The following is a 21745-nucleotide window of genomic DNA, read 5'->3' on the forward strand; positions in this document are numbered from 1 at the left end:
ATGACGTCCTTAAGCCTTCAAAGCGGCCCCGGGAGCGCGGTCCTGAGGGAAACACGGAAGCCCGCTCGCCGAGTAACGAACGGGCGTTCCGTCATGCCTACATATCATCCGGATGAGTTGGCAAGGTATGTCCCCATGTCGGGTGCCTATTCGGCCAATCCGTCACGGGCTGCCACGAACGGCTAGCGCTTGCGGCTGCCCCGCTCGTCGGGGCCGCTGAGCCCCGCACGGCGCAGGGCGTCGGCCATCGCGCTGTTGGCGGGGGCCGGAGCACCGCCGCCGCCCTGACGTTGACCGCCGCCCTGCCCGCCTTGACCTCCCTGACCTCCCTGCCCGCCTTGGCGGCGGCCCTTGCCGCCGTCGCGGGAACCGCCCTGACCGCCCTGACCGCCTTGGGCGCCTTGGGTGCGCTCACCGCCGCCCTCGCCGCCGCCCTGACCGCCCTGGCCCCCCGCCGAGCCGCGCTGCTGCGGAGGCCGGCCGCCACCGCGCCGCTCGCCCCGCTCCTCGCGCTGCCTCGGCGCGCCGCCGCCGGCGGCGCTGCGCTCCGCCTCGTCCTCCAGCCGCAGCGTCAGCGAGATCCGCTTGCGCGGGATGTCCACGTCCATGACCTTGACCCGGACGATGTCGCCCGGCTTCACCACGTCCCGCGGGTCCTTGACGAAGGTCTTCGACAGCGCCGAGACGTGCGCCAGCCCGTCCTGGTGGACGCCGATGTCGATGAAGGCGCCGAAGGCGGCCACATTGGTGACCACGCCCTCCAGGATCATCCCGGGGGCCAGGTCGCCGATCTTCTCGACGCCCTCCTTGAAGGTCGCCGTCTTGAACGCGGGCCGCGGGTCACGGCCCGGCTTCTCCAGCTCGCGCAGGATGTCCGTGACCGTCGGCAGACCGAAGGCCTCGGTGACGAACTGCTCCGGCCGCAGCGAGCGCAGTACGCCGGTGTTGCCGATCAGGGCCGCCACCTCGCTGCCCGCCGTCTTGCCCATGGTGCGGACCACCGGGTAGGCCTCGGGGTGCACGCTGGAGGAGTCCAGCGGGTCGTCCCCGTCGCGGATCCGCAGGAAGCCCGCGCACTGCTCGTACGCCTTCGGGCCGAGCCGGGCCACGTCCTTGAGCCCCTTGCGGTTGCGGAAGGGGCCGTTGGCGTCGCGGTGCGCCACGATGTTCTCGGCAAGTCCGCCGCTGATGCCCGACACGCGCGAAAGCAGCGGCGCGGAGGCGGTGTTGACGTCGACGCCGACGCCGTTCACACAGTCCTCGACCACGGCGTCGAGCGAGCGCGAGAGCTTCATCTCGGACAGGTCGTGCTGGTACTGGCCGACACCGATCGACTTCGGGTCGATCTTCACCAGTTCGGCGAGCGGGTCCTGCAGGCGCCGGGCGATGGAGACCGCGCCGCGCAACGACACGTCCATGTCCGGGAGTTCCTGGGAGGCGAAGGCGGACGCCGAGTACACGGAGGCGCCGGCCTCCGAGACCATCACCTTGGTGAGCTTCAGCTCGGGGTGGCGGGTGATGAGGTCCGCGGCGAGCTTGTCGGTCTCCCGGGAGGCGGTGCCGTTGCCGATGGCGACGAGGTCGACCGCGTGCTGCTCGGCGAGGCGCGCCAGTTTGGCGAGCGCGTCGTCCCACTTGTTGGCGGGCACGTGCGGGTAGATCACCTCGGTGGCGACCACCTTGCCGGTGGCGTCCACGACGGCGACCTTCACACCGGTGCGGAACCCCGGGTCCAGCCCGAGCGTCGCACGGGTGCCTGCGGGTGCGGCGAGCAGCAGGTCGCGAAGGTTGGACGCGAAGACCCGTACCGCCTCGTCCTCGGCGGCGGCGCGCAGCCGCGACCGCAGGTCGATCCCGAGGTGCACCTGGATCTTCGTGCGCCAGGCCCAGCGGACGGTGTCGGCAAGCCACTTGTCGCCGGGGCGGCCGCGGTCGTTGATGCCGAAGCGGCGGGCGACCATGCCCTCGTAGGTGGAGGGCCCGGGAGTCTCGCTCGGCTCCTCCGGCTCCAGGGTGAGGTCGAGGACGTCCTCCTTCTCTCCGCGCAGCATGGCGAGCACGCGGTGCGAGGGGAGGGCGGTGAACGGCTCGGTGAACTCGAAGTAGTCGGCGAACTTGGCGCCCGCCTCCTCCTTGCCCTCGCGGACCTTCGCGGCGAGCCGGCCGCGGCCCCACATGCGCTCGCGCAGTTCGCCGATGAGGTCGGCGTCCTCGCCGAACTTCTCGGTGAGGACGGCGCGGGCGCCCTCCAAGGCGGCGGCCGGGTCGGCCACGCCCTTGTCCGCGTCCACGAACGCGGCTGCCGCGACGGCCGGTTCCACCGACGGGTCGGCGAGCAGCCCCTCGGCGAGCGGCGCGAGGCCGGCCTCGCGGGCGATCTGTGCCTTGGTGCGGCGCTTGGTCTTGAAGGGGAGGTAGATGTCCTCCAACCGGGCCTTGGTGTCGGCCGCGTTGATACGGGCCTCCAGTTCGGCGTCGAGCTTGCCCTGCTCCCGTACCGAGTCGAGGATCGCCGCGCGCCGGTCCTCCAGCTCGCGCAGGTAGCGCAGCCGCTCCTCCAGGGTGCGCAGCTGGGCGTCGTCGAGCATCTCGGTCGCTTCCTTGCGGTAGCGCGCGATGAACGGCACGGTCGAGCCGCCGTCGAGCAGCTCGACGGCGGACTTGACCTGCCGCTCCCGTACGCCGAGCTCCTCGGCGATCCTGCCTTCGATGGACATCGTCACTGTGCGGTCCCGCCTGCCTTCGTACGTATGCGTGATGCAGTTGCGTGCAGTTGCGTGCTGCGTCGGAAGGCTGCCAATTGTGGCAGGTGGCGGCGGCGGACGTCGGGAACCGGGCCCGGCCCGGGTCTCAGGCCTTGCCGAGGAGGTCTCCGGGGAAGGCCCCGGCGGCGTAGGCCCGCATGGTGAAACCGCCGCCGATCTCCGCGAGCCGGGCGAGTCCGGCCGCGCCGAGGTGCTCGTAGGGAGCCTCGTCCAGGCGGTCGGTCTCCGTTTCCAGCTCCGCGCGCAGCGCCGTGCCCTCGGCCGTGAGCTCACCCGCCGCGTCCAGCAGTCCGCGGGTACGCAGCCGGCCGGCGGCCGCGTCGAGGTCGCCCTGGTCCCAGCCGCGGATGGCCTTGAGGTACTTCGGGGTCATGCCGCGGCCGGTGGCGGTGTGGCTGAGCAGGGCCTCGACCGGGTCCAGGCCTACGGTGAGCAGGGCGACGAGGTGCCCGTCGCCGCGGTGCTCGCGCAGCAGGGTCGTGGCGTGCCACAGCTTGAGGTGCGGCTCCTCGGGTACGGGGAGGTCCGCGTGGGCCGAGTAGAGCGTACGGGCGTGCCGGGTGCAGGCCTCGCTCGCGCGCATCGCCAGCTCGGCGGCCTCTGCCATCTCGGGGGACCCGATGGCCTCCTCGCCGAGGAGCCGGCGCAGCGTGGTGTCCGCGGCCCTCAGCCGGGCGGCGAGGACCTGGCCTGGGGTGGCGGTCTCCCAGACGGCGGGCAGGTGCCGGGCGACCAGGTCGTGGCGGTAGTTGTAGAAGGTGGCCGTCACGGTGCCCGCGCCGACCGCGCCCATGGCGGCGGAGCGGGAGGAGAGGTTGACCGCGGCGCGGTCGGCGATCCCGAGGGCGGCGAATTCCTTGCCGAGGTCGGGCGAGAAGTAGACGGTGGAGTGCAGCGGGTTGATCGCCCCGTGCCAACAGCGGCGGGCGGCGTGCGCGGGAAGGTTCATGACGGCAGGTTACCGACTGTTTGGTATGGCGAGAAGGGCGGGGCCCGCCCGACGGGTCCGCGGGGTGCGGGGTGCGGGGTGCGGCTACCGGCCCCGCTCCCACCCGCCGACCGGTCCCTGCTGCGGAGTCCACCAGGACATCAGCCCCCACGCGGCCAGGGCGATCGCCAGGGCCGCGAGGACGGGGCCCAGGGTGCGGTGGCCGCGGGCCGCCCCGTACGCGGCCACCGGGATCAGGGCTCCGCAGAGGAGGATCAGGGGCAGGTCGACGAAGAGGACGGAGAGGTCCTGGTCCTGGCTCTCGAACCCGCCGTCGAGGGAGTACCCCGCCCGCAGCACCCAGATCATCGCGCCGGCCAAGGCACCGACGCCGGCGAGTATGCGGGGGGCCGTCCGGATTCTGTGGATCACGGCCTGGTCCGATCTTCGGCGAGGAGGGACGGGGAGAGTACCAAGCCGGAAACACGGCTGCCCCCTCTTCGCACCGTCCTGCGCGAAGAGGGGGAAAGGGCCGCGGCCTGGCGCTACTTGAGCTCGGCGCCGGTGGCGACGACCACCCCGTAGAGCTCGGTGACCGTGGCGAGGGCCGCCTGGTGGATCTGCCGTGCCGTCAGGGCGCCCGCCGGGCTCTCCAGCGCCCGCGTGGCCGAGGCGTCGGCGACGACGGTGGGGGCGTAACCGTTCAGGAAGGCGCCCTCGGTGGTGAACAGGGTGCACATGTTGGTCATGAACCCGGCGATGATCAGGTTCTTGCGGCCGGTGGCCTCGATGATCTCGTGGAGATCAGTGCGGTGGAAGCCGTTCGGAACGGACTTGGTGACGACGGCCTCGCCGGCTCGGGGGGCGACGGAGGCGTGGAGGGTGCCCGGCTCGGTGTCGATGCCGTAGCCGCCGTCACGTAGGTGCACGACGGGGGTCCCGGCCTCGCGGGCCCGGGCGAGGAGCCGGGAGGCGCAGGCGAGCGCCGGTTCCCAGCCGTCGAGTTCCATGACTCCGGCGGTGTAGGTGTTCTGGTAGTCGACCAGGACCAGGACCGCGTTCTCGAAGGTCGCGGGGGTCTCGTCGAAGCCGTTGAGCCGGCGCAGGGTGGTGGTAGCCATAGGGGTGCCGTTCTCACGAGGGTGGGGGTGCGGCCGACGCGGGCCACGTCCACCACGCTAGGACGCCGCGAGCGCCCGGGCAATGACGGCCGATCCGCAGATACGGACATCGGTCCGGGCAGGCCAGGGGTGGGGCGCGGGGTGTCGCGGACGCTCGGATCACTCGGTTCGGCACGGGCGTTTTTCAGACGCGTGGCGATCGTGTGACAGCAGGGGCCATGGACATGACGTGGGGCGCCGGGCGTGAATACGGTCGAACGGAAGCCACTCCCCTACCCCTTGGAGTTCAAGGTGCACCGCAAAGTCATCGCCCCGAGCGTGCTCGCCGCTTCCCTTCTGCTGGTGATCCCGGCGTCGGCGGCAAGTTCCGTTCCGGGCGCACCGGGTATCGGCGATCCCTACTACCCGGCCAGCGGCAACGGCGGGTACGAGGTGTCCCACTACGACCTGCGCCTGCAGTACCAGCCGAAGACGGACCTGCTGGAGGGCACCGCCACCCTGCTCACCACCGCCAAGCAGGACCTGTCCCGGTTCAACCTCGACTTCGGCCTGGACGTCAGCGAGATCCGGGTCAACGGGGTCAAGGCGAAGTTCGCCAAGTCCGGCGCCTCCGAGCTGGAGGTCACCCCGGCCTCCCCGCTCCAGCGGGGCCGGCAGTCGAGCGTGGTCGTCAAGTACGCGGGCAAGCCTTCGGAGTTCAAGGTCGACGGCTGGTCCGCCTGGCAGCGCACCCCGGACGGCGGCGTCGCCGCGCAGGAGCCCGATGCGGCGGCCTGGTGGTTCCCGAGCAACGACCACCCGCTCGACAAGGCCACCTTCGACGTTTCGGTGAACGTGCCCGACGGAACTGCTGCCATCAGCAACGGCGTTCTGCAGTCGCAGAGTTCACGCCTCGGCTGGACCCGGTACAACTGGCGCTCGAACAAGCCGCAGGCCACGTACCTCGCCACGCTGGCGGTCGGCAAGTTCGACATCACCACCGACAAGACGTCGAGCGGGCTGCCGATCCTGAACGCCTACAGCCAGGACCTCGGCGACAACGCGGGCGCGGCGCGCGCGAGCGTGGAGCGGACCGGTGAGGTCGCGGAGTGGCTGGAGGGGGTGTTCGGGCCGTACCCCTTCAACGCGCTCGGCGGGTACGTCCCCAACGTGCCCAGCGGGTTCGCGCTGGAGACGCAGACCCGGCCGTTCTACAGCCCCAAGCAGTTCGCGAACGGGGCGAACGTGTCCGTGGTCGTGCACGAGCTGGCCCACCAGTGGTACGGGGACAGCGTCTCCGTGGACGGCTGGAAGGACATCTGGGTCAACGAGGGCTTCGCCCGCTACAGCCAGTGGCTGTGGTCGGAGAAGGAGGGCGAGGGCACCGCACAGGAGCTCGCCGACTGGGCATACGGGCAGCGGCCGGCCGAGGACCCGTTCTGGCAGGTCAAGCCGGGTGACCCAGGTCCGGAGAACCAGTTCCACGGGGCCGTCTACGACCGGGGCGCGATTGCCGTCCAGGCGCTGCGCAACCAGGTCGGCGACGAGAAGTTCTTCCGGATCCTGAAGGGCTGGCCGACCGAGCGGGCCTACGGCAACGCCAAGGTCGGCGACTTCGTCCGCTACGCGGAGAAGATCTCGAACCAGCCGCTCGCGCAGCTCTTCGAGACCTGGCTCTACACCCCGGGCAAGCCGGCCGCCTCGGCCCTGAACCCGGCCGCCTCGCCGGCCGCCCGCACCTTCAAGTCGCCGGCCAAGCCGGCTGCCGAGCCGAAGTCCTGGAAGAAGATCTCCGCGACGGACACCGTGCACGACGCGCACTGATCCGCCGCCGTACGCGCTCGCGCGCCGGCGCCCCTCAGTGGGCGGTGGCGCGCACGCGTGCCCGGGCCGCGCGGGCGATCGGGAGGTAGCGCAGGCGCTCCGGCAGGAGCGGTACGAGGATGCGTACGGCCGTGCTGAAACGGCGCAGGCGGCGTTCCTGGGCCGGGGTCCAGTCCAGGCCGATGGCGGCGCGCGCCTCGGGAGGCATGTAGCCGGCGGTGACGAAGGCCCGCAAGCGCAGGAAGGCGGCCCGCAGGACGGGCCAGGTCAGGCGCAGCAGGAGCCGCAGGGGCAGCGGACCTCCGGCGGGGCGGGGCAGGGGTGCGTCGGTGGCGAGCAGCTCTCGGGCGACCTTGGTGGGCTCGATCTCCTCGGCCAGCATCCGGTGGTAGTACGGCCAGAACTCCTCGATGCTCTGCGGGATGTCCCGGTCGCGCAGTCCGAGGATACGGCCGACCTGGAGCCACTCGCGGTAGAGCTGACGCTCCTGGGCCGGGGTGAAGGGGCGCAGCAGGTAGCGCCCGGCGTACAGGTAGACCGGGAAGCCGGTGGCGTGCACCCAGGCGTAGCAGGCCGGGTCGAGGGAGTGGTAGCTGCGCCCCCGGGTGTCGGTGCCCTGGATCTCCTTGTGCAGGCGGCGCACCCGGCGCCCCTCGGCCGCGGCGTCCGCCCCGCCGTACACCCACAGCTGGACGGAGCGCAGGGAGCGCTCGCCGCGGCCCCAGGGGTCGGTGCGGAAGACGGAGTGCTCGTCGACCCCGGCCCCGATGGCGGGGTGGGCGACCTGCATGGTGAAGGCGGCGGGCAGCATCAGCAGGGCGCGGACGTCTCCGGCGATGGTCCAGAGCACGCCGCCGGGTGGCGGGGGCTCGGGATCGGTCCGGCGGTCGCCGGCGCGGCGCGCCGTCCGCTCGGCGGGCTCCTCGGCGGGGTGCCCCGTGGGGTGCTCGGTCGTGCTCATGCGTGTGCCCCCAGGCTCTCGACCTCGCTGTTCTTCCAGTATGACGGGGGTCCGGGTCTTCCGCCGGGGCCCGTGGGCGGTGCATCCTGCGGCCATGGACCTGTCCCCTTCGGCCTTGCTGGAGGCCTCGGCCCCCTGCCTGCTGGCGGTGGCGGCCGTCACACTGGCCTTCGTCGCCGCGTTCGCCGTCGCGGTCTTCGCCCTCCTCCACTTCGTCCAGCGGCGCCGGCGGGGCCGCGGCGACGCCTCCGACGGCGCCGAGCCGGACGGTCTGACCGGCTTCGCGTGGACCGCGACGGAGGACTGAAGGGCCCGGTTCCACCCGCGACCCCACGTTGCCTTGGTCCGGACAGAAAGTCTTGTCACGGGTGTTACCCAGAGGTAACCGTGGCTGCTTGGATGGCGGAGCCGATCTTCCCCCACAGGAACGAGGGAGACCTCCATGCCGTACATCCGTCCCCGCAGGGCCCGGGCCGCCGCCACCACCGCCGTCGCCGCGCTCGCCGTCGGAGCGCTCGCCGCCACCACGGCGCCGGCCGCCACCGCCGCCGAGAGCGCCGCCGCGCCGCGGCTCAGCGTCCTGTCGTACAACGTGTTCCTGATGAGCAAGAGCCTGTACCCGAACTGGGGTCAGGACCACCGGGCGGCGGAGATCCCCAAGGCCTCCTTCTACCAGGGGCACGACGTGGTCGTGATCCAGGAGGCCTTCGACAACGGCGCCTCGGACGCTCTGAAGTCCAACTCGGCCGCCCAGTACCCCTATCAGACCCCCGTCGTGGGCCGCAGCAAGAGCGGCTGGGACGCGACGGGCGGCGCCTACTCCTCCACCACCCCGGAGGACGGCGGCGTCACGGTCCTCAGCAAGTGGCCGATCGTGCGCAAGGAGCAGGTCGTCTACAAGGACGCCTGCGGAGCCGACTGGTGGTCCAACAAGGGCTTCGCCTATGTCGTGCTGAACGTGAACGGCGCCAAGGTCCACGTCGTCGGCACGCACGCCCAGTCCACCGACCCGGGCTGCGGCGCGGGCGAGGCGGCCGACATGCGCGCCCGCCAGTTCCGGAACATCGACGCGTTCCTGGACGGCAAGAACATCCCGGCGAACGAACAGGTCATCGTGGCGGGCGACATGAACGTCGACTCGAGGACCCCGGAGTACGCCTCCATGCTGGCCAACGCCGATCTGGCGACGTCCGACACCCGCACGGGCCACACGTACTCCTTCGACACGGCGCTGAACTCGATAGCGAAGTACCGCTATCCGACCGACCCGCGCGAGGACCTGGACTACGTGCTCTACCGCAAGGGCAACGCCCGTCCGGCGAACTGGGAGAACAACGTGGTGAAGGAGGAGTCGGCCCCCTGGACGGTCTCCAGCTGGGGCACCTCCTACACCTACACCAACCTCTCCGACCATTACCCGCTGATCGGCCGCTGACCCACCCCGCGCACGGAACGGGGGCGCCGCCGCGATCCGGCGGGCGCCCCCGTTCCGCGTGCCGGAGCCGTCAGCCGGCGGCCTTCGCCCGTTCCCACTCGCTCGCGTAGTCGTTGAAGATCGCCCGCAGGTGGTGGCCGATCTTCAGGTAGTCCAGGTCGTCGAGGTTGGCGAGCGAGACGCGCACCGACCACTGGGGCCCGTCGAAGCCGCCACCGTTGAGGAGGACGACCGAGGTCTGTTCGGCGAGCCGGAACAGCGGGTCGACGGGCTCGTAGTTCTTCTCCAGGAAGTCCGCGAAGTCCTTGCCGTGGACCCGTTCCGCCTCGGCCAGCAGGTCGAGTTCGATGTAGTACCCGGCCCGCTTGCCGTCCTCGGAGATCTTCATCTGGGCACCCTCCAGCAGCAGGTCGAGCCTGCGGTGGACGATCTGCCGGATGCGCTCCTTGTACGCCTGCCCCTCGTCCAGCATGTCGAAGAGCGAGAAGAGCGTCATCATCGTCTGCTGCGGCAGCGAGAGCCCGGCCGTGTGGTTGAGGGCCACCGACCGGGAGTCCGCGACGAGCCGGTCGATGAAGCGGATCTTCTCCGGCTCCAGGGTGAGGGTGCCGTACCGCTTGGCGAGCCGGTCCTTCTGGTCCTGCGGGAACGCGGCGATCATGTCGTCGATGACGTTGTCGTCGTGCAGGCCGATGACGCCGAGCCGCCAGCCGGTGCAGCCGTAGTGCTTGGAGTACGAGTACACGAGCAGGGTGTTGCGGGGCAGGTCGGCGGCGATCGAGCGGAACCCGGGCACGAAGGTGCCGTACACGTCGTCCGTGACGATCAGCAGGTTCGGATTGCTGGTGGCGACGATGTCCTTGATCTGGTTCGCCACCCGGTCGCTCAGGGCGAGCGAGGGCGGGTTGCTCGGATTGACCAGGCAGACGAGCTTCACCGAGGGGTCGGCCAGCTTGGCGACCTCCTCCTCCGGATAGCGCCACTGGCGCACCCCGGTCTCGGCGAAGAGGCTCGCGGCGACGTTGACCACCTCGAACTCGAAGGTGTCCAGCTCCGGGATCTCGATGTACGGGGTGAACACCGGTGTCATCAGGGCGATCTTGTCGCCCTTCTTCAGGATCCCGTTCTTCATCAGGGAGTCGAAGATGTAGCACATGGCGGCGGTGCCGCCCTCGGTCGCGAACAGCGAGAGGTTGTTGCCCTCGGGCGGGCGCTTGTCGAACATCTCGTCGGCGACGTAGCCGCGCACGATCTGCTCCGCGTGCTTCAGCATCCGGTCCGGGACCGGGTAGTTGTCGCCGGTGATGGCGTCCGTCAGCTCGTGCACGAAGGCGTCCTTGTCGAACGGCCAGCGCGAGAGGGCGTACTGGACGCAGGCGGACAGCATCTCCACGCCCGGCAGGTCCGGGTGGCGCCGGGCCCAGGAGTCGAACCGGTCCCCGATGCCTTTCTTCTCCGGCATTCCGCCGAGGTTGTCGGCGGTCCACACCCGCCGGGACTCCTCCAGCGCGAAGTAGCCCAGGGCGTAGAAGGCCTCGCGCGGTCCGGTGGCGATCCAGTTCGGGTTGCCGCGGCCCGCGTTGAGCATCGCGCGCGCTGTGGTGTCCTTCTGGCCGGGCTTGTCGGCCTGGGCGGCGGTGGCGAGCTGGATGAACTTGTCCTTCAGCTCGAACGGGCTGAGCTGTGCGAAGGACTGGATCTCCTCGCGGCTGAACGTGGTTTCCGGCACGGTGGCTCGTTCCTTCGGTTCGGGGATGCGGGACGAGGGAAAAGGCGGGCGATTCAGTGGTTGAGGATGACGATGACGGCGCCCCAGATGGTCAGGAGGACGTTGCTGATCGCGTACGGGATGGTGTAGCCGAGTGTCGGCACCTGCGATTTCGACTCTTCGTTGATCGCGCCGATCGCGGCCGTGGTGGTCTGGCCGCCCGCGAGCACGCCCATCAGGATCGGGAACCGGATCTTCTGGACGTGGTGGCCGACCAGGAAGCCGACGAGCAGCGGGATCAGCGTGGCGATGGCTCCGAAGGCCAGCAGCCCCCAGCCGGCGGTCGCCAGTCCGCTGGTGAAGCTGGGCCCGGCGTTGATGCCGACGACCGCGACGAAGAGGCAGAGCCCGAGGGTGTCCATGAACCACTGGGCGCCGGGCGGGACATTGCCGTACGTCGGGTAGCGGCCCCGGATCCAGCCGAAGACGAGGCCCATGATGAGCGCGCCGCCCGAGGTGGACAGGGAGATGGGGACCCCGCCCGCGGTGAGCGCCGGGATGCCGAGGCAGCCGCCGAGGAAGATGCCGATGCCCACCCAGATCATGTCGGTGGCGAAGCTGGTGGGGACCGGCTTGCCGATGGCCCGGCCGGCCGGGTCCACCAGTCGCTTGGGGCCGGAGAGGATCAGGGTGTCCCCGCGCTCGATCTGGGTGGAGAGGCGGTAGGGGAACTCCGAGCCGGAGCGGAAGAGTTTCTCGACGTAGACCCCGACCATGAAGGGCTCGGCCCGCAGCTCCGCGACGGTCTTGCCCAGTTGCGCCTTCTCCGAGGCGACCACGTGCAGGTTCTCGGTCTGGTAGCCGAGCAGTTCCACGTCGTCGGCCTCGCCGCCGATGTGCGTCCGGGCGTCGAACGCGACGAGCGATTCGCGCAGGGCGCTGACGGCTACGGTGTCGCCCTCGCGGAGCACGGTCTGCTGGGTGTGGTCGAGGATCTCCCCGTCACGCCGGATCCGGGTGAGGTAGATCCGGTGACCCAGCGCCTTCTGCTGGTTCTCGAAGTCGTCGATCGTGCGTCCGACGAGATCGGGCCGCTGAAGGTGGTAGGCCCGCAGCACGATCTCGTAGTAGCCCTCGTGGAGGTCGGGATCGTCGCTCGGGGCGTCGAGCTCCTTGGCGAGCTGGGCGCTCTCGGCGGCCAGGTTCCGGCGGTAGAGCCGGGGCAGCACGTTGGCCAGGAGGATCGCGCAGAGGATGGTGCCGAGCGGGTACGTGACCGCGTACCCGATGGCGACCAGGTTCTCCTGCTCCTTGATCTGATCCGGCGAGAGGCCCGGGAGATTGCCGATGGCGTCCTGGGCCACGCCGATGACGGCGGACTGGGTGAGCGCGCCGCCGAGCAGGCCGGCGCTGAGGCCCGGCCCGTAGCCGAGGAAGGAGGCGAACCCCCAGGAGACCAGCAGGCCGGTGACGCAGACGAGGACGGCGTTGAGGACCTGCGGCAGGCCGTCCTTCTTCAGGCCGCGGAAGAACTGCGGGCCGACCTTGTAGCCGAGGGCGAAGAGGAACATCGTGAAGAAGAGGTTCTTCACGGTGCCGTCGATGGTGACCTTGAACTGGGCTCCGAACACGAGCCCCGCGATCAGGCAGCCCGTGACGGCGCCGAGCCCGATGGCCTTCCAGCGCAGTTTGCCGACCAGGAATCCGACGGCCACCGTGAGGAAGACCAGGAGTTCCGGGTGCGGTTGGAAGATGTTCCGGTTGAGGAAGTCGATCATGTGCGGACCCTCCGGTCCCGGGGGTCGGGGATCAGGCTCCGAGGATGCCGACGAGGATGGGGCCGGTGAGTGGGAGCAGGAAGTTGGAGAGGGCGTAGGTGATCGTGTAACCGAGCATCGGCACCGAGCTCTGCGCCACCTGCGTGACCGAGGTGATGGCCGGGGTGGAGCACTGCTGTCCGGCGATGGCGCCGATCAGCAGCGGCTTCTCGATCTTCAGGAACTTGCGGCCGACGACCAGCGAGATCGTGGCCGGTACGAGGACCATCGCGATCCCGGCGAACGGCAGCAGGGCACCGTACTCCTTGAGCAACGGCCAGGCCTGCGGGCCCGAGGTCAGCCCGGTGCAGGCGATGAAGACCGCGAGCCCCATGTCCTTGATGGTGGTGGCGGCTTGCGGCGGGAAGGCGCCGAAGGTCTGCCGGCGGGAACGGAACCAGCCGAACAGCAGACCCGAGATCAGGCAGCCGCCGCCGGTGCCGAGCGAGAGCGGCACCCCGCCGAGGCGGACCACGATCTGGCCGATGAGCGAGCCGAGCGCGATGCCGAGACCGAGGTAGATGAAGTCGGTGGAGTCGTTCTTGGCCACCGTGCCGATCTTCTCGACGATCCGGTTCAGGCCCGACCGGGCGCCCACGAGGGTGACGACGTCACCGCGCTGGACGACGGTCTCCGGGGTGGCGGGCAGGTGCTGCTCGCCGCGGAGCACGTCGGTCACGTAGACGCCGCTGCGCCGGAAGTCCGGGTGCGTGGTGCGGATCTCGTCCAGCGACTTGCCGGCGATGGACGGATCGGTCATCGCGACCTGGCTGGTGGCGAGCGGGGTGTCCACTCCCGGGATGCCGGGGGTCTCCGGGCCGATGGCCCGGCCCGCTTCGATGGCATCCGAGCGCCGGCCGACGACGAGGACGAGGTCGGAGAGGGTGAGTTCGAGGTCCGGGGCGGGGGGCAGGTTCTTCGATCCGCGCCGGACGGCCTCCACGGTGACCCCGCCGAAGGCCTCCTCCAGGCTCCCGACGGTACGGCCGTCGGCGAGGGTGACCAGGTGGGTGCGCCCGACCAGGCCGGGCAGCGCCTCGCGCTCGTCGCTCTCCAGTGCGCCGCCGGCGCCGGCGCCGCGCATCTTCTCCCACAGCTCGCGCGAGGCGTCCCGCAGGTTGATGCGCAGCATCATCGGCATGATCTGGCTGGTGTAGATGACGATGGTGACCAGGCCGAAGAGGTAGCAGACCGTGTACGCGGTGGCCACATGGCCCTGGTACGTGGAGATCTGGTCCGCGGTCAGGTCGGGCAGTTTGCCGATCGCCTCGGTGGCGGTACCGACCACGGCGGATTCGGTGGCCGCGCCGGCCAGGATGCCCGACGCGGTGCCGACATCGAGGTCGAAGGCCTTGGCGAGCAGGTAGGCGAGTCCGAGCACGCTGACGAGCTCGACGAAGCAGAGCGCGAAGAAACGCATGCTCTTGCGGTTGAGGTTGGCGAAGAACTGCGGTCCGGCCATGTAGCCGAGGGCGAAGATGAAGAGCGCGAAGAAGATCGTCTTCACGTCCGCGTCGATTTCGATCTTGGCCCAGGCGCCGAGCAGCAGCGAGACGATCAGCGTGCCGCAGATGCCGCCGAGGGTGATCGGGCCGACGCGCAGTTTGCCGACGAGGTAGCCGACGGCCAGACAGAGGAACAGGGCGAGTTCGGGGTGGTCACGGAGCACACCCATGGGCGGTCAGCCGGCCTTGCCGGGCGAGGGCGAGAATGCCGTATATATCCACATTCGTTCACCCTTGCCCGACTGGCGGACATCTGCCCACACGGATGAGCCATCCGGGTCAACAGGCTCCTTACGAGCCCCTACGAGCCCTCGTCCGCACCCTCGCGCGGCTGCGCGTACAGCCCCTCGATCAGCGCCCCGTACTTCTCCCGGATCACCCGGCGGCGCAGTTTCAGGGACGGGGTCAGCTCACCGGACTCCGGTCCCCACTCCTCGGTCAGCAGCCGGTAGCGCTTGATCTGCTCGGTGCGGTTGAGCCGGGCGTTGGCCGCCCCGACGGCGCGGGCGACCTCCTCCAGGACGGCCGGGTGCGCGGCGAGCTCACCGGGCGTACGTGCCTCGATCCCCCGGGCCTCGGCCCAGGCCGGGGCCAGTTCCGGGTCCAGGACGAGGAGGGCCACCAGGTAGGAGCGGCCGTCGCCGTGCACCAGCGCCTGCCCGATCAGCGGGTGTTCCTTGACGGTGTTCTCCACCAGGGCGGGCGAGACGTTCTTGCCGGTCGAGGTGATGATCAATTCCTTCTTGCGGTCGGTCAGCCAGAGGAACCCCGCCTCGTCGAGCCGCCCGATGTCCCCCGTCGGGAACCAGCCCTCGCCGTCGGAGGCGCTCTCCACCGAACCGTCGGGCAGCAGGTAGCCGCCGAAGACCGTCTCCCCGCGCGTGAAGATCTCCCCGTCCTGCGCGATCCGCAGTTCCAGCCCCGCGATCGGGCGGCCCACCGAGCCCAGCCGGAACCCGTCGGGGCTGTTGACCGTACAGACGCCGGAGGTCTCGGTCAGCCCCCAGGCGTCCATGATGGTGATGCCCCAGCCCGCCCAGAAACGGACCACGTCGATCGGCATCGGCGCGGTGGCGCTGGCCGTCCAGAGGAGCCGGTCCAGCCCCGCCAGCGTCAGCAGCGGGTCCAGCACCCCTTCCTTGGCCAGGGCGTACGAGGCTTCGAGCCCCGCCGGGACCTCCTCGCCCCGCTCCAGGTGGCCCGCGCGCTCCCGTGCCAGGTCGCCCGCGGCTTCGATGGCGCGCTGCCGCTCCTCGGGAAGCCGCCCCAGGACCGCCCGTACGGAGGCGGCCAGCTTCTCCCACACCCGGGGCACCCCGAAGAACTGCACGGGGTGCAGTTCGCGCACGGCGGCCGAGACGGCGGCCGGGTCGGCGCACAGCCGGACGTGGGCGGCCCGCAGGAGGGGCAGGTAGATGCCGAGGATCCGCTCGGCGATGTGCGCGAAGGGCAGGTAGCAGATGTGCTCGGCGTGCTCGGGCAGTTCGATGTGCGCGTCGAGCCGGACGGACTGGAGCAGGATGTTGCGGTGGGTCAGGCGGACGCCCTTGGGGTCGCCGGTGGTGCCGGAGGTGTAGACGACGGTCAGCGGGTCCTCGGGCCGTGTTTCCCGCCAGGCCTTCTCGAAGGCCTCGGAGCGGTGCACCCGGGCGCCGCCGGCGTAGAGGGAGCCGTAGGTCGTGTGCGGGCCCGCTTCCGGCGCCTCGGCCACGACGAGCCGTTCCAGCGGGATCCCCGGATCGGCGAGCAGCGGCTCCCACCGGGCCAGTTCCCGGGCGCCTTCGATCACGGCGAGCCGGGCCCGGCTGTGGCGGGCTATGTGGGCGATCTGCTCGGGCGCGGAGGTCCCGTACACGGTGACGGGTACGGCGCCGAGGTGGACGAGGGCGAGGTCGGTGAGCCAGTGCTCGGGCCGGTTGCCCATCATCAGCAGGACGTGCTCGCCGCGCTCGACCCCCAGGGCGGCATAGCCGGCGGCGAGGACGGCCACTTTGCGGCGGACGTCGGACCAGCTGAGGGTGGACCAGTTCGTACCGTCGGGGCCCTCGCGCCACGAGAGGGCGGGAAGATCGCCGTGCTCGGCGGCGTTGCGCGCCAGCAGGGCGGGCACGGTGAGCTCGTCGAGGGATGCGGGCAGTCGGAGTTTCGTGGTCATGGCAGCTCCTGGCCGTTTCACATCGTTGGTGCGACAGCAATACTGTTGAACACGAACCGTGTCGGTCGAACTGTGCCGATGAAAAGCGTGCTGATCAGAGAGCGAGGCGGAGAGCACATGACCACCCAGGCGCCGGAGCCGGCGTCGCTCACCGTCGACGAACTGGCGGCCAGGGCGGGTGTGACCGTCCGCACCGTACGGTTCTACAGCACCCGTGGGCTTTTGCCCCCTCCCGTGATCGGACCCCGTCGCGTGGGCCACTACGGCCCGGAGCACCTGTCCCGGCTCGCGCTCATCGAGGAGTTGCAGCACCAGGGCATGACCCTCTCCGCCATCGAGCGCTACCTCGACGCACTGCCCGACGACCTGAGCCCGCACGATCTGGCCATCCACCGCGCACTGGTGGCGACGTGGGCCCCGGACGCGGCGCTGGAGTCCTCGCGCGCCGAGCTGGAGAAGCGGGCCGGGCGAACACTGACGGAGACCGACATCCGGCGCCTGACGGCCATGAACGTGCTGTCGCCGACCCCGGAGGGCTTCCGGGTGGACGTGGGGCTGCTGCGGCTCGGGGTCGCACTGCTCGACGTACCGATCGCCCACGAGACGATCCTGGTCGCCCGCGAAGTCCTGCTGGAGCACGCGCGGACGGCGGCGCACCAGCTGACCGCACTGTTCCGGGACGAAGTGTGGGGCCCCTTCACGGAGGGCGAGAGCGACCCGGAACGGGTGGAGGCGATGAAGGCGCTGTCCGCGCACATGCAGCCGATGGTGGTACAGGCCCTGGTCACCGCGTTCCAGCGCTCCCTGAAGGAGGAGCTCCGGGCCGCCTTCGTCTCGGAAAGCTAGCGTGACGCCTCGCCTTTGACGCGCCGCAGTACGACCGCGACGGGGACGGCCCCCTGTCGCACGGCCCGGATATGGGGCCGATACCTGAGGCCCGAGCCGGGAACGTACCGGCTGACGGGCGCCAGGTGAGCGCCGTCTACATCGTGGAGCGCAGCATCCCCGCCGTCTTGGCCATCGCGGCCTTCGCCTGTTCGTCGGCCGTGGTCCGCGCGGCTTCCTCCAGTAGGAGGGCTGCCGCCTGGAGGAGGCCGACGTGCACGGGTACGGTCTCCAGCCCGGTGAGGGCCGCCATGGCCTGCTCGGTGGCGCTCTGGGGGATGAGGGTGCTGACTCCGCGTCCGGCGCCCCGCGTTGGTGTGCTCACCCGGTGATTCTCGCCGATCGCGACGCCGAACCCACCCACGAGACTGGTCGGGCGAGCCATCGCCCGACCGGCACGTAAATCAAGGGTCATGTGCGGAACGGCCGTTAGGGTCACCCTCATGGCGAAGATCTACAAGACCACGATGAGCCCGGGCAAACTCGAGCTCCTCGCTTCCTGGCTTCCGACGCGGCCCTGGTACGCGTCCACGGGACAGGCGCCGGCTCCGGCCCGCTCCGGCGGATTCAGGCTCGACGACCCCGAGGGTGAGGTCGGCATCGAGTTCATGGTGCTCACCGACACCTCGGGCGGCCGGGAGACCTCGTACCTCGTGCCGCTCAGCTACCGCGGGGCCCCGTTGGACGAGGCCGGAGCCGGTCTGGTGGGGACCTCGGAGCATGGGGTGCTCGGCACTCGGTGGATCTACGACGGCGTTCACGACCCGGTGCTCGTGGGCCAGTTGCTCGCTCTGATCCAGGGCTGCGCCGTGGCGCAGGACCAGTGCGACAGTGGTATCGCCGACCCTTCCGTCACCGCCTGGTTCGACGGCCCCGGGCTCCCGGCGGACCTCCCGCGGGGGCGGCTGGAAATCACCGACACCGCGCGGGGTACCGACGTGCGCGTGCCGGGCGTCGCGGCGCTCGGCCTGACGCGTGTCCTGCGGCCCGTTGGCGACGGGCCGGCTGACGCCTCCGGGGTCGTGGGCCGGCTCACCGCCGGCTGGACCACGCCGGACGGGGCAGCGCACCGGGGCCTGTTCGCGGAGCTGCACACCACCGCGCACGCCACCACCTGACCCGCCCCCGCGCGGTCCCGGGGCACAGGGCCCCGGAACCGCGCGACGGACGGCCGGTCCGCGCGGACGCGTCCGCTCAGTCCGTGTACGTCTCCCCGCGCTCGGCCTTCGCCACCAGGGAGGCCGGCGGGGCGAAGCGCTCGCCGTACTGCCCGGCCAGCTCGCGGGCCCGGGCCACGAAGCCGGCCAGGCCGCCCTCGTAGCCGTTGATGTACTGGATCACCCCGCCGGTCCAGGCCGGGAAGCCGATGCCCATGATGGAGCCGATGTTGGCGTCGGCGTAGGAGGTCAGGACCCCCTCGTCGAAGCAGCGGACGGTGTCCAGCGCCTCGGAGAAGAGCATCCGCTCCTTCATGTCCTCGAACGGGATCCCGACATGGCCGTCCCCTGGGGCCTTGGTGAAGTGCTCCCGCAGCCCCGGCCAGATCCCGGCGCGCTTGCCGCTCTCGTCGTAGACGTAGAAGCCGCCGCCACCGCTGCGCCCGGGGCGCCCGAACTCGTCGACCATCCGGTCGATGACGGTGTCGGCCGGGTGCTCCGGCCAGGCCCGGCCCTCGGCCTCGAAGGCCTTGCGGGTCTCGTTGCGGATCTTGCGGGGCAGGGTGAGGGTCAGCTCGTCCATCAGGGAGAGCACCTTGGCCGGGTACCCGGCCTGGGCCGCGGCCTGCTCGATGGAGGCGGGCTCGATGCCCTCGCCGACCATGGCGACGCCCTCGTTGATGAACTGGCCGATGACGCGCGAGGTGAAGAACCCGCGCGAGTCGTTGACGACGATCGGGGTCTTGTTGATCTGCCGTACGAGGTCGAAGGCGCGGGCGATGGCCTCGTCACCGGTGCGCTCGCCCTTGATGATCTCGACCAGCGGCATCCTGTCCACCGGCGAGAAGAAGTGCAGTCCGATGAAGTCGGCGGGCCGCGAAACCCCTTCCGCGAGGCCCGTGATGGGCAGCGTGGAGGTGTTCGAGCAGAGCAGCGCGTCGGGCGTGAGGAACTCCTGGACCTCCTGGAACACCTTGTGCTTGAGGGCGGTGTCCTCGAAGACGGCCTCGATGACGGCGTCACAGCCCGCCACGTCGGCGGGATCGGCGGTCGGGGTGATCCGGGCGAGGAGCTCGGCGCGCTTGGCCTCGGTCGTACGGCCCCGGGACAGGGCCTTGTCGAGCAGCTTCTCGGAGTACGCCTTGCCCTTGGCGGCGGCTTCGGGGGTGACGTCCTTCAGCACCACCTCGATGCCGGCGCGGGCGCAGGAGTAGGCGATGCCGGCGCCCATCATGCCGGCGCCGAGCACGGCCACCTTGGCGACCTTGCGGGGCTCCACGCCCTGCGGGCGGCTGCGGCCTGCGTTGACGGCCTGGAGGTCGAAGAAGAACGCCTGGATCATGTTCTTGGCGGTCTGCCCGGTGACCAGCTCGGTGAAGTAGCGGGCCTCGATGGTCAGGGCGGTCTCGAAGTCCACCTGGGCGCCTTCGACGGCGCAGGCCAGGATGTTGCGCGGCGCCGGGTACGGGGCCCCGTTCAGCTGCTTCTTCAAGTTGGCCGGGAAGGCCGGAAGGTTGGCGGCGAACCGCGGGTTGGACGGCGTGCCGCCGGGGATCTTGTAGCCGGGGACGTCCCAAGGCTGCTTCGACTCCGGGTTCGCCTCGATGAAGGCGTGCGCCTTGGCGAGCATCTCCTCGGGCGTGGCGGCCAGTTCGTGGACCAGGCCGTTGTCCAGGGCGCGCTGGGGGCTGTACTGGGTCCCCTGCAGCAGCACCTTGAGCAGCGCGTCGGCGATGCCCATCAGGCGGACGGTCCGGGTGACGCCGCCGCCGGCCGGGAGCAGGCCGAGGGTGACCTCGGGCAGGCCGATCTTGGAGCCGGGCGCGTCGAGGGCCACGCGGTGGTGGGAGGCCAGGCAGATCTCGTAACCGCCGCCGAGGGCGGCGCCGTTGATGGCGGCGACGACGGGCTTGCCGAGGGTCTCGATGCGGCGCAGCGAGCGCTTGATCTCGGTGCCGGTGTCGAAGGCCAGCTGTGCGTGCTCGGGGCGCAGCCGGGCCATGTCCTTCAGGTCGCCGCCCGCGAAGAAGGTCTTCTTGGCGGAGGTGAAGATGATGCCGCGGATGGAGTCCTTCTCGGCCTCCGCGCGGTCGGCGACCCGGGCGATGGAGTCCTTGAAGGCCTGGTTCATCGTGTTGGCGGACTGGTTGGGGTCGTCGAGGACCAGGGTGACGACGCCGGTCTCGTCCTGTTCCCAGCGGATCGTGGTGGACTCGCTCATGGTCACTGCTTTCGTTTCGGAAGGTCCGGGGGGCAGGGGGTGCAGGACGAGGTCAGAGGCGTTCGACGATGGTGGCAACGCCCATGCCGCCGCCGACGCAGAGGGTGACGAGGCCGTAGCGCTTGTCCTGGCGCTCCAGTTCGTCGATGACGGTGCCGAGGATCATCGCGCCGGTCGCGCCGAGGGGGTGGCCGAGCGCGATGGCGCCGCCGTTGACGTTGACCTTGTCCAGGGAGACGCCCATGTCCTTGACGAAGCGGAGCACGACTCCGGCGAAGGCCTCGTTGATCTCGATGAGGTCGATGTCGTCGATGGTCAGGCCGGCCTTGGCGAGGGCCTTGCGGGTGGCCGGTGCGGGGCCGGTGAGCATGATGGTGGGCTCGGAGCCGGAGACGGCGGCCGACACGATCCGGGCGCGGGGCGTGAGGCCGCCCCGCTCGCCCGCCTCGCGGGAGCCGATCGCGACGAGGGAGGCGCCGTCGACGATGCCGGAGGAGTTGCCCGCGTGGTGGACGTGGTCGATCTTCTCGACCCAGTGGTACTTCTGCAGCGCGACGGCGTCGAAGCCGCCGAGGTCTCCGATGTCCGCGAAGGAGGGCTTCAGGCGGGCAAGGGTGTCGGCGGTGGTACCGGGGCGGACGAACTCGTCGTGGTCCAGGACGACCAGGCCGTTGCGGTCGGTGACCGGGACGACCGACTTCGCGAAGCGGCCTTCCTTGATGGCGGCGGCGGCGCGCTCCTGGGACAGGGCGGCGTACTCGTCGACATCGCGCCGGGAGAATCCCTCGATCGTGGCGATCAGGTCGGCGCCGATGCCCTGCGGGACGAAGTCGGTGTTCCAGCCGGTCATCGGGTCGTTGAACCAGGCTCCGCCGTCGGAGGCCATCGGGACGCGGGACATCGACTCCACGCCGCCCGCGAGGACCAGGTCCTCCCAGCCGGAGCGGACCTTCGCGGCGGCCAGGTTGACGGCTTCCAGCCCGGAGGCGCAGAAGCGGTTCTCCTGAAGTCCGGCCACGGTGTCCGGCAGCCCGGCGGCGATCGCCGCGATGCGGGCGATGTCGGAGCCCTGGTCGCCGACCGGGCTGACCACGCCGAGCACGATGTCGTCGATGGTGGCGGGGTCCAGGCCGGGGTTGCGCTCGCGCAGGGCGTGGATGAGGCCGACGACCAGGTCGATCGGCTTGGTGCCGTGCAGGGAGCCATTGGCCTTGCCGCGGCCGCGCGGCGTGCGGATCGCGTCGTATACGTACGCTTCGGTGCTCACTGGTCAAGCCTTTCGGG

The 21745-nt window shown here is 70.7% G+C and carries 17 protein-coding genes; 5 read left to right on the top strand and 12 right to left on the bottom strand.

All coding sequences use genetic code 11. From position 1 onward, the window contains the following. Positions 1 to 182: 182 nt before the first annotated feature. The 4 genes from OTB20_RS31555 to OTB20_RS31570 all read right to left on the bottom strand — a co-directional run bounded on the left by OTB20_RS31555 (position 183) and on the right by OTB20_RS31570 (position 4814). The gene (locus OTB20_RS31555; RefSeq protein WP_324290436.1) at positions 183 to 2723 is read right to left on the bottom strand and encodes a Tex family protein; all 2541 of its coding nucleotides are present in this window, start codon (positions 2721 to 2723) and stop codon (positions 183 to 185) included. A 127-nt stretch (positions 2724 to 2850) separates the two neighbouring features. Next, positions 2851 to 3714: an SCO6745 family protein gene (locus OTB20_RS31560; protein WP_267822746.1), complete on the bottom strand. Its 864-nt coding sequence runs from the start codon at positions 3712 to 3714 to the stop codon at positions 2851 to 2853. An 84-nt stretch (positions 3715 to 3798) separates the two neighbouring features. After that, positions 3799 to 4125 (bottom strand): hypothetical protein, encoded by a 327-nt coding sequence (locus OTB20_RS31565; RefSeq protein WP_267822747.1) that lies wholly within the window; start codon positions 4123 to 4125, stop codon positions 3799 to 3801. 113 nt (positions 4126 to 4238) lie between these two features. After that, positions 4239 to 4814: a cysteine hydrolase family protein gene (locus tag OTB20_RS31570; protein ID WP_267822749.1), complete on the bottom strand. Its 576-nt coding sequence runs from the start codon at positions 4812 to 4814 to the stop codon at positions 4239 to 4241. Between the two features lie 291 nt (positions 4815 to 5105). On the opposite strand from OTB20_RS31570, the gene OTB20_RS31575 reads away from it, so the two are divergent. After that, complete coding sequence (locus OTB20_RS31575) at positions 5106 to 6617, top strand: M1 family metallopeptidase (protein ID WP_267822751.1); 1512 nt, start codon at positions 5106 to 5108, stop codon at positions 6615 to 6617. A 34-nt stretch (positions 6618 to 6651) separates the two neighbouring features. Here the strand turns inward: OTB20_RS31575 and OTB20_RS31580 are convergent, their stop codons facing one another. Beyond that, complete coding sequence (locus OTB20_RS31580) at positions 6652 to 7578, bottom strand: oxygenase MpaB family protein (protein ID WP_267822753.1); 927 nt, start codon at positions 7576 to 7578, stop codon at positions 6652 to 6654. A gap of 94 nt (positions 7579 to 7672) precedes the next feature. Between OTB20_RS31580 and OTB20_RS31585 the strand changes: the two genes are divergently transcribed. Both OTB20_RS31585 and sph read left to right on the top strand, forming a co-directional pair. Then, positions 7673 to 7885 carry a hypothetical protein gene (locus OTB20_RS31585; protein ID WP_267822755.1) on the top strand — a complete coding sequence of 71 codons (213 nt, stop codon included), beginning with the start codon at positions 7673 to 7675 and terminating at the stop codon, positions 7883 to 7885. A 135-nt stretch (positions 7886 to 8020) separates the two neighbouring features. Continuing rightward, positions 8021 to 9013 (top strand): sphingomyelin phosphodiesterase, encoded by a 993-nt coding sequence (gene sph / locus OTB20_RS31590; RefSeq protein WP_267822757.1) that lies wholly within the window; start codon positions 8021 to 8023, stop codon positions 9011 to 9013. Positions 9014 to 9083: 70 nt separating this feature from the next. On the opposite strand, the gene OTB20_RS31595 is transcribed toward sph, so the two are convergent. From OTB20_RS31595 to OTB20_RS31610, 4 genes are all read right to left on the bottom strand, one after another. Continuing rightward, entirely contained in the window at positions 9084 to 10742 is a 1659-nt protein-coding gene (locus tag OTB20_RS31595) for a bifunctional aspartate transaminase/aspartate 4-decarboxylase (RefSeq protein WP_267822759.1), read from the bottom strand. A 53-nt stretch (positions 10743 to 10795) separates the two neighbouring features. Further along, positions 10796 to 12499 (bottom strand): aspartate-alanine antiporter, encoded by a 1704-nt coding sequence (gene aspT, locus OTB20_RS31600; RefSeq protein WP_267822761.1) that lies wholly within the window; start codon positions 12497 to 12499, stop codon positions 10796 to 10798. Positions 12500 to 12530: 31 nt separating this feature from the next. Then, a complete protein-coding gene (aspT, locus tag OTB20_RS31605) occupies positions 12531 to 14213 on the bottom strand; it encodes an aspartate-alanine antiporter (RefSeq protein WP_267822763.1) in 1683 nt (560 codons plus the stop codon). 131 nt (positions 14214 to 14344) lie between these two features. Next, on the bottom strand, positions 14345 to 16198 hold the full coding sequence (locus OTB20_RS31610) for an AMP-dependent synthetase/ligase (protein WP_267822764.1): 1854 nt from the start codon (positions 16196 to 16198) through the stop codon (positions 14345 to 14347). Between the two features lie 117 nt (positions 16199 to 16315). On the opposite strand from OTB20_RS31610, the gene OTB20_RS31615 reads away from it, so the two are divergent. Further along, positions 16316 to 17044, top strand: a complete 729-nt coding sequence (locus OTB20_RS31615) for a MerR family transcriptional regulator (protein WP_267822765.1) — start codon at positions 16316 to 16318, stop codon at positions 17042 to 17044. Between the two features lie 136 nt (positions 17045 to 17180). Here the strand turns inward: OTB20_RS31615 and OTB20_RS31620 are convergent, their stop codons facing one another. Further along, a complete protein-coding gene (locus OTB20_RS31620) occupies positions 17181 to 17408 on the bottom strand; it encodes a hypothetical protein (protein WP_267822767.1) in 228 nt (75 codons plus the stop codon). Between the two features lie 118 nt (positions 17409 to 17526). Between OTB20_RS31620 and OTB20_RS31625 the strand changes: the two genes are divergently transcribed. Next, on the top strand, positions 17527 to 18201 hold the full coding sequence (locus OTB20_RS31625) for a maltokinase N-terminal cap-like domain-containing protein (RefSeq protein ID WP_267822769.1): 675 nt from the start codon (positions 17527 to 17529) through the stop codon (positions 18199 to 18201). Between the two features lie 76 nt (positions 18202 to 18277). Here the strand turns inward: OTB20_RS31625 and OTB20_RS31630 are convergent, their stop codons facing one another. After that, complete coding sequence (locus OTB20_RS31630; RefSeq protein WP_267822770.1) at positions 18278 to 20461, bottom strand: 3-hydroxyacyl-CoA dehydrogenase NAD-binding domain-containing protein; 2184 nt, start codon at positions 20459 to 20461, stop codon at positions 18278 to 18280. 52 nt (positions 20462 to 20513) lie between these two features. After that, on the bottom strand, positions 20514 to 21728 hold the full coding sequence (locus tag OTB20_RS31635; RefSeq protein WP_267822772.1) for an acetyl-CoA C-acetyltransferase: 1215 nt from the start codon (positions 21726 to 21728) through the stop codon (positions 20514 to 20516). Positions 21729 to 21745 lie beyond the last annotated feature (17 nt).

This window comes from Streptomyces sp. H27-H1 (assembly GCF_026627445.1).
Classification (GTDB): domain Bacteria; phylum Actinomycetota; class Actinomycetes; order Streptomycetales; family Streptomycetaceae; genus Streptomyces.